The organism is Gammaproteobacteria bacterium (assembly GCA_014075255.1).
Lineage (GTDB): Bacteria > Pseudomonadota > Gammaproteobacteria > UBA4575 > UBA4575 > JABDMD01.
Genome location: CP046178.1, coordinates 385,455 through 400,461, shown reverse-complemented (window position 1 = coordinate 400,461; position 15,007 = coordinate 385,455). Strand labels below are relative to the sequence as shown.

Genomic DNA, 15,007 nt, shown 5'->3' with positions numbered 1-15,007 from the left:
TTAAACAACCGTACAAGCATTTATGAAGTACAGTTTAGCGCACATTATAGCGAAATAAATGGCCTTGATAATCAAATACAGCCCCATAACGCGTAATTTCAATCAATGCCAAATCTTGTTGCAGGCTTTTACCTTCCGTATACATCTGTCCATTTATACGTATTCGTCGTTGTACCGGATCAGCATGAAACATATGCACAGAAACATTAAAATCGGGAACTTTCTCCTGCACATCATATGGCAATTCACCAAAGCTAGGCACACCACTTCTAACGGCTTGCCTATGTTGTTTTGAATAAACTGACTCTTCGGGTTGCTTAAATTCTTCTACTGCACTTAATTTAGGTGGATGTAGTTCTGATGGATTACTTTCAAATGCAATCGCCTTAGATGGAGTCACATAGCTAGCAGTTTCAATTAGCACGAATTCTTCTGCCGTTTGATCAATAATTTTCTTTGGTTTATTTGGTTTATTTGGTTTATTTGAAATCGTTTCTTCTCTTGGCAATGCTGCCAAGTCAGAATAAATATCCACCAGTTCTTGCTTACCAGAATAATCGTTAATTTTATTTACTACAGTACTAATTTCTTTTTCTAAAGCTGGTTTTGGTTTGGGTTGAAAATTTACAAGAACATTAGCACTTGGTTTTTTACTAGCTTCTTTTTCATTTGATTCAACTTTTTGCACAACAGATGGTGTTACAGGAGGCTCATCTTCAGTTATTAGCCTAACGGACTTTAAATTAGATTTATGCAAGTTCTTTATTGGAACCATAGCAATGCTGTGTTTAGCGACATTTTCGCCGATAATTGATGGAGTCTTAGCTTCAATTTTAATTTCGCTACTGACATCATTCATAGACAGCTCTTCTATATATCGACGATCTTTGTTGGTGAAATAATTTGTAACCCACCAAACGAGAGTTGCTGAAATTATTAACCCCAATGTCAATAACACCCAGTGCAGTTTATTATTTTCAATATCATCAATATGAGCAGCGGTGTATTCAATCGATATAGCAGGCGCTTGCTGCTGGCCAAGCTTGCGCTCTCTTTCTGCTTGTTTAATTGATTCCAGTATGAATGACATATGTATGACCGATATTATTTAATTAAGTAAGGTGTATCTATATTTTTATTATTGAAATACATTTGAGTAATAGGCCCCACTACACCATCGGAAGGCAACTTATTGGCTATTTGAAAAGCTCTCACTTGATTTACTAAGTCTTCCGAATAAACAAAAGGGTGAGAAGTTAATGACTTACGTCCTTGCAGTTTGGCAAGCTTTTGATCTAATAACGCAACTGCTTTTCCTTTTTGCCCTGGTTTAATATAGGAAACCCCGGCTCTTAATGGTCTCCATAGCATTTCAAATTCACCACTCCAATTTGCTTCAATGTCAGAAATAGCAACAAGCTGATAATCCCCTTTTTCACTTACAATTGCATAGTCACCTTCTATAGATACCACCACCATATAGCTCGGCTCATATAGTTCAGACTTACTTTTAAGCAACACTGGCCGATTTAAACCAATTATATTTTTTATGGAGCCTTTACTCTGATAACAGTGCAATTGATTATTAAACGCATGCTCACATGGACTTACTTCTGTGGAAGAATAATCAACTGCCCACAACCTAAATAGTTGCTGATACGCTTTTCCATAACCAGTGAACTGTAATACTTTTTCATTACTAACAAGTTTTGGCGCATTATTTTCTAATGTTGATTTTTTTACTTCTTTAACCACATCTTTTACAGGCGCACTAACATTTACCTTAATTGGCTCACTTTTTGCTATGTTTTTTGTTACATAGTTTGCTTTTCTCTCATTTATCTCTTTCTGGTTTATAATTAGTTTCTCTGCTTTTATGGTAGAAGCAAAATTAACCTCAGAAACTTCAGCAGACTTAACCTCTGCTTTGACAACCTCAGTTACATCTCCAATAAAAGTTTTCACCTCATCGGCATCGGGAGTCAATGCTATTTTATTCTCGGAAAAAACAGCCAATGAACTCTGAATTGCTGGCGAATCAATCATATAATTTTGGAATGCAAATACCCCAAGAGCAGAAATCAACACAACAAAAATACTTGCGGCCAATGCTTTAGGGAATAAATTGCTATATACCGGCACATCACCGAACACTTCTTCCGCAGATTGTGTAATTATTTGTGAAGAAATTTTACTTTTACGTATTGTGTATGCAACCAATAAAACACGATCACACAAGATGTTAATACGACGCGGCACACCTTTTGAAAGTCGATAGATTTGTTTGATATTCGCAGCGCTGAAGATTTTTTCCTTTGCTCCAGCTACCAATAAGCGGTGATTAATATAATGATTCGATTCATTCAAACTTAACGGGCCGATATGAAAACGCGCAGTAATTCTTTGATTTACCTGCTCAAGCTCAGGTTTTGCAAGCAAGGTTTTTAGCTCGGGCTGGCCTATTAAAATTATTTGCAATAATTTTTGCTCATTAGTTTCTAAATTTGTGAGTGCACGAACATGCTCCAGTGCTTCAATACTTAAATTTTGAGCCTCATCAATAACCAATGCTGTATTTCTACCTCTGCTATGCGCCTCAACCAAATAAGTATTAAGCTTCTTTACATACTCTCTTATACTAGGCTGAAAAGGCGAATAACCTATATGCAACTCATCACATATGGAAGCCAATAACTCCATTGGTGAAAATTTAGGGTTAATAACAAAAGCTATATCTGTATTTTCAGGCAGTTGCTCAAACATACAGCGACAGATTGTTGTTTTGCCTGTGCCAATATCACCCGTTAGGCATACGAAACCCCCTTTACGGGTTACGCCATAGATTAGATGCGCTAAGGCTTCTTCGTGTTGCTTACTTAAAAATAAGTATTTTGGATTGGGTGCAATCGAAAAAACCGACTCATCAATATTGAAATATTGTCCGAACATTTGTTTCCGCTAATTGTGTTTTTATTATTTTTATTAGCCACACATAGAAAATAGGCAAAATAATAAACATGTAATCGTTAAGCTTATTTTTTGAGCATACTCTTATAAATACCGAGTATTCAACCAACTAGAAGTAAGGTTGTTACCGTATATGTGCATGAAAAATATGGAGTATTTGATTAATAAACTTGCCGGCAAGTGCTGAACACACTTATAAGATCTAGAAACAAATAGAAACAGTAAATAGACTGTATTAAAAACTTAGAAATCTTTCTTAAGGTCCATCCCTTGATAGAGTTGTGATACTTGATCGGCATAACCATTAAACGGCATGGTTTTTCGTTTTAAAAAGTCGCCTATACGTCTTTCTTTTTTCTGACTCCATCGAGGATGATCCACACTTGGATTCACATTAGAATAAAAACCATATTCACTTGGTGCGGATAAATTCCATGCACTTTTAGCCTGTGAATCAATAAAACGAATCTTTACTACGGATTTAATACTTTTAAATCCATATTTCCATGGCACCACTAAACGCAATGGCGCACCATTTTGATTCGGCAGTTCCTTTCCATACAAGCCGACTGCAAAAATAGTTAACGGATGCATCGCCTCATCTATGCGCAACCCTTCTGTATATGGCCACTGCAACACTCTTCGTTGTTGACCCGGAAGATTTTCCGGATCATAAATACTTTCAAACTCTACAAATTTTGCATTTGAATTAGGTTCGAACCTCTTCAACACCTTATTCACTTCAATACCAACCCATGGGATTACCATTGACCAAGCCTCAACACATCGTAATCTGTAAATTCGTTCTTCTAATACCTGCGGACTAATAAAATCTTCCAGTGCATAGGTGCCCGGTTTATTGCAGTGTCCTTCAACTGTGATACTCCAGGGTTTTGTTTTCAACAAATGGGCATTTAACTTGGGATCTTTTTTACCAGAACCCAACTCATAAAAGTTATTGTAAGAAGTAACGGAATTATGCGAAGTGAGACTATCTTTTACATTATACGAGGTTTGCTTAACGGATGAAAAATCAATGGAAGCCACAGCATTAGTAGGCGAAATAATAGGCAACATCCCGTAGCTGCCCAGTGCACCCGTTACAGCATACTTTGCAGAAGTCTTGATGAATTGACGCCTTGTTGAATAAATATTCTCGTCTGTTACATCGCAATCTCTAATACTGGATGAATCTTTAATCTTAATTAGCATTCTTTTATAACTATCTATTCTGTAACCTATTTTTCCAATTGCCCGTAGTGAACGCTGAATGACCTTTGTGGACAACTAATAATGGTTTAAAGCGACTAAAATTATGGACTTAATAGCCATAAATGCGGCAAATCATTGCCGTTTAACGGATAAAGCCGGATATTATGAGTGTGAAATCGACTTTGCTGACGCTGAAATAGGAATAGTAAGAACTAATTTAAATAGTAATAGCGAAGAGGACACGCGCGCATGGGTATTATGCGCAAAGTAACCATCGCGAAGCGATACTATAGGTATTTAGCGGCATACCAAACAGAGGTGGCAAGGTTGATTTAAATAGTAATGGCGGAGAGGGAGGGATTCGAACCCTCGGTACGGTCACCCGTACAACTCCTTAGCAGGGAGCCCCAATCGACCACTCTGGCACCTCTCCGAATTCGAAACGAGAGTATATCGAATACCTAATAATATATGTAATTCCAATCGGGTTATTCGTTATAATCGCCGGCTTCATAATTGCGCCCGTAGCTCAGCTGGATAGAGTACTCGGCTACGAACCGAGCGGTCGGGAGTTCGAATCTCTCCGGGCGCGCCAATATTAAAATGCCCCTTTATTGGGGCATTTTAATATTGGTATGTTTGGTAAGTCATTCGAACTGTTTGGAGTTCGACAAATCGGCAGGATAACCGATTTGGACGTTGCATTAGCAACGCATGAGCGTAGCGAATGTGAGAGTCATGAATGACTCGAATCAATCTCTCCGTGTAAGATTCACACATGCTCAACCTCACACCACTCCAAACTCTCCTATTCGGAATCGCACAAATAGCTATCGGCATCGGAATATTATTCCTACCCTTGAGCAATATTCACGTCATCGCATGGGTTTTAATTCTATTTGGCTCAATGTTTATTTTCTTAGCGATTTATTTATGGATTATGGAAGTTATTAGTAAAGCAACCGAAAAATAATTCGAAATGATTTAACAAATCATTTATTAAAACGAATAGAAGTTATAGCATCGATGATGTAATCACCGACAGCCCATATGATTTTTAGAAGTGTTTAACGCAAATGACCTAGTTGCTAGCCTGTTGATTCATTTGCATTAGCTTTTTCGCGCTTGATACGTTCGTAAATTTCTTCGCGATGCACCGCAATATCACGCGGGGCATTTACCCCAATACGTACTTGGTTACCTTTAACTCCTAGCACAGTGACCGTAACATCGTCTCCGATCATCAATGTTTCACCAACTCTCCTGGTCAAAATCAGCATTCCCGTATCTCCTAGATAGTCCGTTTTTATACGTTTATTATTTTTATTTAATTAACCAATGCAACAATCAACATTTCCTGTTAACCGTCACTCCTATGGTTTCTCTCCTACCAAAGCTGTTTTGTTATTCTTCCCACACTTACTGTTTAGTGTTTTTCCTCCGTCGCCTGATCTAATTCAAATGCTTCATGCAATGTTCTTACACCAAGTTCTAGATACTTCTCCTCTATTACGACCGAAATCTTAATTTCCGAGGTCGATATCATAAGGATATTTATCTTCTCATCAGCTAGTGCTTTGAACATTCTACTCGCAATTCCCGCGTGAGACCTCATCCCTACACCAACTAATGATAATTTTACAATATTTGGGTCTCCACCAATGCGCCCTCCACCCAGTATTTTTGCAGTATTTTCAAGGATTTTCAGTGCTTTATCATAGTCATTTCGATGTACTGTGAAGGTGAAATCAGCGGTATCTTTTCTGCCTATATTTTGCACAATCATGTCAACCTCGATGTTTTCAGCCGATATTGGACCCAAAATATGGGCGGCCACACCCGGTTGATCGGGCACATCTTTTATAGTCAATTGAGCCTCATCTCGATTAAATGCAATACCTGAGATTAATGGATCTTCCATGCTGTCATCCTCATAGGTTATTAAAGTGCCTGGACCTTCTTTAAATGATGATAGAACTCTAAGTGGCACATCATATTTACCAGCAAATTCTACTGCACGAATTTGTAAAACTTTTGAGCCTAAGCTGGCCATTTCTAACATTTCTTCAAATGTAATGCGTGATAAACGCCGTGCATTGGGTTCTACTCTTGGATCAGTAGTGTAAACACCATCTACATCAGTATAGATTTGACACTCATCTGCTTTCGCAGCAGCTGCTAACGCCACTGCTGTGGTATCAGAACCACCTCGGCCTAATGTTGTAATATTGCCATCACAATCTACACCTTGAAATCCTGCAACTACGACAACATTGCCATCATCCAGTAATTTCTTTAGGCGCTCACCATCAATATCCTGAATGCGTGCTTTGTTAAATTTATTATCGGTAAGAATGTTTAATTGCCCGCCAGTGCAAGACACTGCATCGCAATTTCTTTTTTGTAATGCCATAGATAACAATGCGATGGTCACCTGTTCTCCAGTCGACACTAATACATCTAATTCACGGCCAGCAGGTGTTTTAGTTTCCTGAACCTCTTCCGCTAAACCAAGTAAACGATTGGTTTCACCACTCATAGCAGATACCACTACTACAACTTGGTTGCCTTGGTTCTTTGTAGCAATAATTTTTTCAGCCACGGCTTCGATACGCTCAACTGTGCCTACTGAAGTCCCGCCATATTTTTGTACGATAAGCGCCAAAATTACTATCTCTTAATAAATTATATTAGGTATTTGAATATTTGAATTAGATGCCAAGAAGCAATGCGAGTAGATTCTAATGATCAGGCCAGGAATTTACTAGAGATTTACCACTATTAAGACCGTAAATTATAGAACTATAAGTTTGCACGTATCCAATCTGGTACAGATTGAAGCGCTGCATCGAGTGCCGCAGGATCCGTGCCGCCAGCTTGCGCCATATCAGGACGTCCACCACCCTTACCACCAACTTGTACCGCCACTGCATTAACTAGATCACCCGCTTTGATACGGCTAGTCTGATCTTTGGTTACTCCAGCTATTAAACTTACTTTATCGCCATTGCTAGTGCCTAAAACAATTGCCGCACTTCCTAGCTTATTTTTTAGTTGATCTAAGGTATCTCGCAAAGACTTAGGATCAGCTCCTTCAATTTTATGTGCTAAAACTTTCATGCCATCGATTTCAATTGCAGACGACGCTAAATCGCTACCCGTTTGAGTGGCCAACTTCCCTTTCAACTGATTGAGTTCTTTTTCAAGAGCTCGGTTACGCTCAACAAGTTGTACGACTTTATCTCGAGCATCTGTTTTGGATGCTTTAACCGCATCGGCAATATTTGCTAACTGATTTTCATTGTCTTTAATCCATTGCAGTGCGCCTTCACCAGTTACCGCTTCAATACGACGAACGCCAGAAGCAATTCCTGTTTCAGAAATTATTTTAAATATTCCAATATCACCTGCACGGTTCACATGTACTCCACCACACAGTTCAACTGAAAACTCACCAATTGAAAGTACACGCACCTCATCCCCGTATTTTTCTCCAAACAATGCCATCGCTCCAGCTTCGAGCGCTTTGTCTTTTGACATGGTGTTTGCAGTCGCTATTGTGTTCAGGCGAATTTGATGATTAACAATGTCTTCAATTTTTTGTAAGTCTTGATCACTTATCGCTGCATCATGAGAGAAATCAAAACGCAAACGATCCGGTGCAACTAGCGAGCCTTTTTGCTGAACGTGTGTGCCTAAAATTTCTCGCAAAGCAGCATGCATTAAATGGGTCGCAGAATGATTTAAAACGGTTGCTTGTCGATGCACTGCATCAGCCAGTGCATTAACTTTATCACCTACGTTTAATGCCCCCGATAATTGCTTGCCGATATGCGCATGTGCATTACCCTGTTTTTGTGTGTCAATCACTTCAAATGCGGCTTGTTTAATTTTTAACAATCCTTGATCACCTACTTGGCCACCTGATTCTGCATAGAAAGGCGTTTGATCAAGAATGACAAGCCCAAATTCTCCCTCATTAATAGCCTCTACACTTTCATTATTAACAAAGATCTCTTTTACGATGCCTTGATCTTCAATGTGTTCGTATCCAGTAAACTCTGAATTAGTGAGTACAGCAATAGATGCATCATAATCCACATCAAAACGACTGGCTTGACGTCCACGCTCACGTTGCGCTTTCATTTGCTTTTGAAAACCACTTTCATCAATTTTTAAATTTTTCTCACGAGCTACATCAGCGGTTAAATCCGCCGGAAACCCATACGTATCATAAAGTTTAAATACGGTTTCACCTGAAATTGTGTCACCTGTTAAACTTTTTATATCATCCTGCAAAATACGCATGCCTTGATGAAGTGTTTCATTAAATCGCTGTTCTTCTGTTGCTAATACTTTCTCTATCCGCTGTTGTGCCTCTGGCAGTTCCGCATACGCAGAACCCATGTTATCCACTAGTGGTTGAACTAGTTTATAAAAAAAGGGCTCGGTTATTCCCAACTTGTTTCCATGCCGTGCCGCACGTCGAATAATGCGCCGCAGCACGTAACCACGACCTTCATTAGAAGGAATCACGCCATCGATAATCATAAAACTACATGAACGTATATGGTCCGCAATAACACGTAACGATGGCATTGAAGTATCTTTTACTTTTGCAATTTCAGCAGTAGTTTTAATAATTCCAGCAAAAAGATCAGTATCATAATTATTCGTAACACCTTGCAAGATAGCTGCAAGTCTCTCCAAACCCATGCCAGTGTCCACTGAAGGTTTTGGTAGTGGGTTTAAGTTACCTTTTTTATCACGATCATATTGCATGAACACCAGGTTCCAAATTTCTACGTAGCGATCACCATCTTCTTCAGGTGTTCCTGGCGGGCCGCCTGGTATTTTATCTCCATGGTCATAAAATATTTCCGTACACGGACCGCAAGGACCGGTATCGCCCATCGACCAAAAATTATCTTTGGCTCCGATACGTGCTAACTTATTGGGATCCACTTTTATTTCGTTTAGCCAAATCTCTGCAGCTTCGTCATCTTCTTCAAAAACCGTTACCCATAATTTTTCTTCCGGCAAGCCAACCACTTTGGTTAGAAAATCCCAAGCGTAGTGAATTGCTTCAGATTTAAAATAATCCCCAAAACTAAAATTACCCAACATTTCGAAGAAGGTGTGATGCCTTGCGGTATAACCAACGTTCTCTAAATCATTATGTTTGCCGCCTGCACGTACACAGCGCTGACTTGAGGTTGCACGGCTATAATTGAGCACTTCTTTACCAAGAAATACTTCTTTGAATTGCACCATTCCAGCATTGGTGAATAACAAGGTAGGATCATTTCCGGGCACAAGTGGACTAGACGGCACAATTTCGTGACCGTTTTCTTTAAAATAATTTAAAAATGCACTGCGAAGTTCTGAGCTAAGTTCCATATTGACTACACTGGACGCCATCAATAGCGTCTCAAAATGATTTTATGATCCGAATGTACTGAATGTTTTTTGGATTATATCACCAGTAAAGCCACGGGACTGAAGGAAACGCATACGTTTGGCACGCTCATTTACAGTATCTAGCAGCTTACCGCCAAATTTTTTTTCATAGGCCTGGCATGCCGTGTCTAACCAGATTGTATCGTTAAACTCGACAAATATATCAACTAGATCTGAAGAAACTCCACGTTGTTGAAGCTCTTGCTTAATTTTGAGAGGACCATATCCACGTTTGCGGCGCATATTCACATAGCTTTCTGCATATCGCTCATCACTTTGCAAACCGTCCTGGATAAGAACTTCCATCTGTTCTTCGATTTCACTATCCGTAAAATCTTTGGCTTTAAGTTTCCGAGTCAGCTCTAGGCGTGTGTGCTCACGCCTAGCTAGAATTCCAAGTGCAGAATTACGTACGGATCGTGCTGGCTTATTTGCTTGCTTATTAGAATCAGGCTTCAGTCGCTTCCTCCTCTGCTGCGGTATCGTCTGCTTCTACATCTTGATTTAAGTTATCATCACTTGGTAATAATTGTGCACGTAATCTTTGGTCAATTTCATTCGCCATTTCAGGATTTTCAAGCAAATATGCACGCGCATTCTCTTTGCCTTGCCCTATACGCTCTTCGTTATAGCTATACCAAGATCCTGCTTTATTTACCATGTCATATTCAACACCCATATCAATCAACTCACCCAATCTAGAAATACCTTCACCATAAAGAATTTCAAATTCAGCTTTCTTGAAAGGAGGTGCCAGTTTATTTTTCACAACCTTCACACGAGTTTCGTTACCAAGAATTTCATCACCTTTTTTAATCGCACCAATTCTACGAATATCTAAACGCACTGAAGCGTAAAATTTCAACGCGTTACCACCTGTGGTAGTTTCCGGGCTCCCAAACATAACACCGATCTTCATGCGAATTTGGTTAATGAAAATCACCATGGTGTTGGAGCGTTTAATATTACCAGTGAGTTTACGCAATGCTTGCGACATCAAACGCGCCTGCAAGCCCATATGTGAGTCACCCATATCACCTTCAATTTCAGCTCGCGGAGTTAATGCAGCAACCGAATCCACTACTACAATATCTACTGCACCAGAACGAACCAACATATCGGTAATTTCTAGTGCCTGTTCACCAGTATCCGGTTGAGAAACTAGAAGATCATCTACATTTACACCAATTTTTTCAGCATAACTTGGGTCTAAAGCATGTTCCGCATCAACAAAGGCTGCAGTGCCACCATTCTTTTGACATTCAGCTATAGCCTGCAACGTTAACGTTGTTTTACCTGATGATTCTGGCCCATAAATTTCTACTACACGCCCTTTAGGCAAGCCACCAATTCCCAGAGCAACGTCTAAAGCTAGAGAGCCCGTGGATACAACTTCAATATCACGTGCAGCAGTAGAATCACCCAAGCGCATTACTGCACCTTTACCAAATTGTCTTTCAATTTGACCAAGTGCGGCCACTAGCGCTTTTTTACGATTCTCGTCCACTGGTACTACCTCTAACGTTTATGGCCTATGTTACGGCCTATTCTTGAATATAGATTTGTTGCTAATGTTTGAACATTAGTTTGATTATCTTGGCACATCCGAAGTGCAAAAACACTTGCTATGACATCTAAATTTATTTGTTTACATTATTCTTCTTTTAAGAACGAGTATGTTGCAAGTGAATTATATCGAGTTATATTTTCATCTGTAACGGATTCCAGTAAGTGAAATTCAGTTGCCCGCCAAGTAATGGTAAAAGGTATATCAGGAAAATCTGCCTTAGGCATGTTCTTAAACAAAGTCACATGTGGTTTATAAATACGTTCATCTGTATTTACACCACAATTTTCTGCTATAGATTTTAGATGGTTAGTCAGTCTAGTTAATTCTCTAGGATAGGAAGAACATCCAAGCCATAAAGTTTGCGAAAGCTTAAAATAACCGTAAAGATCTAAACGCAATGAAAATGTTTGCACAAACGTTTGCGCCATCTTCTTTTCCAAACACTTACGTTCACTTGCTTCTAAATCACCTAAAAATTGCAAAGTAATATGCAGATTATTGTTAGGTACAGGTTTCACTCCTTTTATAATAGGAAATGACCTAGATAAATCCACCAACTGAGAATGGACCTCTTGGTCAGGCAATAGGCCAAAAAATAAGCGCTTTTTAGCCATGTACTCTCTCTATAAGGTGTTCTATTGCAGTTAGTGTCGATTGCTCACGGATAGCGTGCCTATCGCCCTGAAATGTATGAAGTATTGCATGGGCTGCTTGATTCTTAACCGCGGTTGCAATGTACACAGTACCTACCGGTTTTACTTCGCTACCACCACCAGGGCCCGCGATTCCAGTTATAGAAGCACTAATATCAGCATTACTATGCTCAAGAGCCCCAATAGCCATTTGTTCTGCAATCTGAGGACTTACCGCTCCATATTCATTTAGAACATTAGCTTCTACACTTAACAAGCGAATTTTAGAGGCATTACTATAGGTCACAAATCCACATTCCAACCACCTAGAGCTACCTTCAATCGAAGTACATTGTTGCGCAAGCATTCCGCCCGTACAAGATTCCGCAACCGCAAGGGTTAAGTTTTTTTCAACTAAACATTCTGCCAATTTATTAATCAGAATTTTATTTGGCACAACGATCACTACTCTCAATCAACATGAATTAATTATTCTTGTACTTGCCTTACTATTGGATACTATTTGAGCTGCCTAAAAAAGTATTCTTCGTTAGACTGCCATTTATGATCGCACGCCCTCCAATAAAACACACGCCTATGATGCAGCAATATTTACGTATCAAAGCAGAATATCCCGATATGTTGCTGTTCTATCGTATGGGTGATTTTTTTGAACTGTTTTTTGAAGATGCGAGACGTGCCGCCAAGTTACTTGATCTTACTTTAACATCACGTAACAAAAATTCTGCTGATGAAATTCCTATGGCAGGTGTACCGGTTCACGCAACAGAGGGGTATTTAGCGAAATTATTAAAACGCGGTGAGTCTGTTGCAATATGCGACCAAATTGGTGACCCCGCAACCAGTAAGGGCCTGGTAGAACGCAAAGTCACTCGCGTGATCACACCAGGCACCGTTATTGAAGATGAATTACTAGAACGGCAAAAAGAAAACTATTTGCTGGCGATATGCGCGCATGAAAATAGTTATGGAATCGCTTATATAGATTTAAGCTCTGGTAGATTTTTATTACAAACTTGCAATTCAAATCAAGAATTACTCGATGAAATTGATCGCATACAACCAGCAGAAATTTTATTAGCAGAAGATACTTTATTAAATACAGATTTAACTCCGTTAGTTGATAAATACACCTCTAGATCTATACCTACCTGGCATTTTGAATTTGAATCAGCGGTCACTGCACTATGCAAGCAATTTGGCACAAAAGATTTAAGTGGATATGGCTGTGATAAATATCCTTTAGCCATATCAGCTGCTGGTGCAGCACTGCAATTCATCAAAGACACTCAGAAAACACAGCTACCACATATCGATGGATTGAAGGTTTGCCATAAAGATGAATACTTGGCTATCGATAGAGTTACGCGAAAAAATCTTGAAATAGAAGTTTCTACTCAAGGTGATACAAAACATAGTTTAGTCAACGTGCTAGATAAAACAGCATGCGCAATGGGTTCTCGCTGTATACGCGCTTGGTTAAACCAACCTACATGCATTAAAAGTACTTTAGTGTTGCGTCATGCTGCTATTTCTGAGTTTTTGCAACAAAATAATTACAGTGAATTGCATGATCTTCTCTCAGAAGTAAAAGATATAGAACGTATTCGTATTCGTAGTCGTATTGCTTTAAAAACTGCTCAACCGAGAGACCTTGATGCCCTGCGCACAACTATGCAATGCATTCCAGCCATCCAATTGCAACTCGGAAATTATAAAAATGAACTGCTAACTGAATCTGCTAAACAGTTAAACAATCATGAAGACTTAAAACTTAAACTTGAAAATGCTTTAGGAGAAGAGCTTCCCGCGCTCATTCGTGACGGTGGCGTTATTAAATCGGGTTACGATGAAGAACTAGATGAGTTACGCAACATTAGCACTCACGCAAATCAATTTTTAATTGATTTAGAGCAACAAGAAAAAAGCGCAACCAATATTACAAATTTAAAGGTTTCATACAACCGTATTCATGGTTATTACATTGAAATTCCACGCAGCCATGCAGATCAGGCGCCTGAGCATTACACTCGCAGACAAACCTTAAAGAATACAGAGCGCTATATTACTCCAGAACTTAAAAAGTTTGAAGACAATGTGCTTAGTGCAAAAGAACGTTCTCTAAAGCGTGAAAAATTTTTATACGAGCAACTAATAGCTGAATTAAATACCGACTTACTAGTTATTCAGAACTGCTCTAAAGCGATAGCACAAATGGATGCGCTTGCAACATTAGCTGAACGCGCTGCTACTTTAAATTACGTACAACCAACCTTTACAGAAGAAAATTGTTTACGCGTAAAGCAGGGCAGACACCCTGTTATTGAAAATGTACAAAACGACCCTTTTACTGCTAATGACGCATTATTAAACGAGCAACGTAAGTTATTACTTATTACCGGCCCAAACATGGGTGGAAAATCTACCTACATGCGTCAAATTGCACTCATTACTTGGCTAGCGTATAGCGGTAGTTTTGTCCCTGCAGAAGAATTAATAATTGGCCCTATAGATGCCATTTACACACGTATCGGTGCATCAGATGATTTAAGTTCCGGCCGGTCTACCTTCATGGTTGAAATGACAGAAGCGGCAAACATATTAAACAACGCAACTAAGCAAAGCTTAGTGTTAATGGATGAAGTGGGACGCGGCACCAGCACATACGATGGATTATCTCTTGCATGGTGCTGCGCGGAGCATCTTAGCGAAGTAAATCAGTCCTATAGCTTATTTGCCACGCATTACTTTGAGCTCACCAAGCTACCTGAACTTTTTGACAATATTCATAATGTTCATATTGATGCGATCGAACACAATGAAAAAATAATATTTTTACATGCTGTAAAAGAAGGTCCTGCAAATCAAAGTTATGGTTTACAAGTGGCGCAACTTGCAGGTATACCAAAATCGGTTATTGCCAGTGCAAAACTAAAATTAAAACAATTGGAATCAGAAGTGATACGAACAAAACCAACTAACCAACAGTCCCAGCTTGGTTTAGCGCTAGAAGAAGAAATTTCACATCCTAGTGTTGAATTCTTAGAGAATATAGAACCAGATGAACTTACCCCTAAAGAAGCTTTAGAAATTTTATATAAACTAAAGTCTCTAAGCTAAATGTCCGCTTTCGGCCATAAGCGAT

At 39.2% G+C, this 15,007-nt stretch carries 11 protein-coding genes and 2 tRNA genes; 2 read left to right on the top strand and 11 right to left on the bottom strand.

From position 1 onward, the window contains the following. Positions 1 to 34 precede the first annotated feature (34 nt). From GKR92_01985 to GKR92_01970, 4 genes are all read right to left on the bottom strand, one after another. Positions 35 to 1,090 carry a hypothetical protein gene (locus tag GKR92_01985; protein ID QMU60529.1) on the bottom strand — a complete coding sequence of 352 codons (1,056 nt, stop codon included), beginning with the start codon at positions 1,088 to 1,090 and terminating at the stop codon, positions 35 to 37. A 14-nt stretch (positions 1,091 to 1,104) separates the two neighbouring features. Beyond that, positions 1,105 to 2,949, bottom strand: a complete 1,845-nt coding sequence (locus tag GKR92_01980) for an AAA family ATPase (protein QMU60528.1) — start codon at positions 2,947 to 2,949, stop codon at positions 1,105 to 1,107. 261 nt (positions 2,950 to 3,210) lie between these two features. After that, positions 3,211 to 4,179 (bottom strand): protein-methionine-sulfoxide reductase catalytic subunit MsrP, encoded by a 969-nt coding sequence (gene msrP / locus GKR92_01975; GenBank protein QMU60527.1) that lies wholly within the window; start codon positions 4,177 to 4,179, stop codon positions 3,211 to 3,213. A gap of 343 nt (positions 4,180 to 4,522) precedes the next feature. After that, a tRNA-Ser gene (locus tag GKR92_01970) sits at positions 4,523 to 4,612 on the bottom strand. Between the two features lie 85 nt (positions 4,613 to 4,697). On the opposite strand from GKR92_01970, the gene GKR92_01965 reads away from it, so the two are divergent. Beyond that, a tRNA-Arg gene (locus tag GKR92_01965) sits at positions 4,698 to 4,774 on the top strand. Between the two features lie 493 nt (positions 4,775 to 5,267). On the opposite strand, the gene csrA is transcribed toward GKR92_01965, so the two are convergent. The 7 genes from csrA to GKR92_01930 all read right to left on the bottom strand — a co-directional run bounded on the left by csrA (position 5,268) and on the right by GKR92_01930 (position 12,304). Beyond that, positions 5,268 to 5,459, bottom strand: a complete 192-nt coding sequence (gene csrA / locus GKR92_01960; GenBank protein QMU60526.1) for a carbon storage regulator CsrA — start codon at positions 5,457 to 5,459, stop codon at positions 5,268 to 5,270. Between the two features lie 146 nt (positions 5,460 to 5,605). Further along, the gene (locus tag GKR92_01955; protein ID QMU60525.1) at positions 5,606 to 6,844 is read right to left on the bottom strand and encodes an aspartate kinase; all 1,239 of its coding nucleotides are present in this window, start codon (positions 6,842 to 6,844) and stop codon (positions 5,606 to 5,608) included. A gap of 137 nt (positions 6,845 to 6,981) precedes the next feature. Continuing rightward, entirely contained in the window at positions 6,982 to 9,579 is a 2,598-nt protein-coding gene (gene alaS / locus GKR92_01950) for an alanine--tRNA ligase (GenBank protein ID QMU60524.1), read from the bottom strand. Between the two features lie 42 nt (positions 9,580 to 9,621). Then, the gene (locus tag GKR92_01945) at positions 9,622 to 9,945 is read right to left on the bottom strand and encodes a RecX family transcriptional regulator (GenBank protein ID QMU60523.1); all 324 of its coding nucleotides are present in this window, start codon (positions 9,943 to 9,945) and stop codon (positions 9,622 to 9,624) included. A gap of 142 nt (positions 9,946 to 10,087) precedes the next feature. Then, positions 10,088 to 11,146 (bottom strand): recombinase RecA, encoded by a 1,059-nt coding sequence (gene recA / locus GKR92_01940; protein ID QMU60522.1) that lies wholly within the window; start codon positions 11,144 to 11,146, stop codon positions 10,088 to 10,090. Between the two features lie 146 nt (positions 11,147 to 11,292). Continuing rightward, positions 11,293 to 11,823 carry an RNA 2',3'-cyclic phosphodiesterase gene (gene thpR / locus GKR92_01935; protein ID QMU60521.1) on the bottom strand — a complete coding sequence of 177 codons (531 nt, stop codon included), beginning with the start codon at positions 11,821 to 11,823 and terminating at the stop codon, positions 11,293 to 11,295. Next, a complete protein-coding gene (locus GKR92_01930) occupies positions 11,816 to 12,304 on the bottom strand; it encodes a nicotinamide-nucleotide amidohydrolase family protein (protein ID QMU62685.1) in 489 nt (162 codons plus the stop codon). The genes thpR and GKR92_01930 overlap by 8 nt, the downstream gene beginning before the upstream one ends. Before the next feature lie 137 nt (positions 12,305 to 12,441). Between GKR92_01930 and mutS the strand changes: the two genes are divergently transcribed. Beyond that, on the top strand, positions 12,442 to 14,982 hold the full coding sequence (gene mutS, locus GKR92_01925; GenBank protein QMU62684.1) for a DNA mismatch repair protein MutS: 2,541 nt from the start codon (positions 12,442 to 12,444) through the stop codon (positions 14,980 to 14,982). Positions 14,983 to 15,007 lie beyond the last annotated feature (25 nt).

Bases quoted from the DNA above. Each gene is read 5' to 3' on its own strand.
- csrA (QMU60526.1), bottom strand. From the start codon at position 5,459: ATGCTGATTTTGACCAGGAGAGTTGGTGAAACATTGATGATCGGAGAC.
- mutS (QMU62684.1), top strand. From the start codon at position 12,442: ATGCAGCAATATTTACGTATCAAAGCAGAATATCCCGATATGTTGCTG.
- thpR (QMU60521.1), bottom strand. From the start codon at position 11,823: ATGGCTAAAAAGCGCTTATTTTTTGGCCTATTGCCTGACCAAGAGGTC.
- msrP (QMU60527.1), bottom strand. From the start codon at position 4,179: ATGCTAATTAAGATTAAAGATTCATCCAGTATTAGAGATTGCGATGTA.
- GKR92_01945 (QMU60523.1), bottom strand. From the start codon at position 9,945: ATGGAAGTTCTTATCCAGGACGGTTTGCAAAGTGATGAGCGATATGCA.
- GKR92_01980 (QMU60528.1), bottom strand. From the start codon at position 2,949: ATGTTCGGACAATATTTCAATATTGATGAGTCGGTTTTTTCGATTGCA.
- alaS (QMU60524.1), bottom strand. From the start codon at position 9,579: ATGGAACTTAGCTCAGAACTTCGCAGTGCATTTTTAAATTATTTTAAA.
- GKR92_01985 (QMU60529.1), bottom strand. From the start codon at position 1,090: ATGTCATTCATACTGGAATCAATTAAACAAGCAGAAAGAGAGCGCAAG.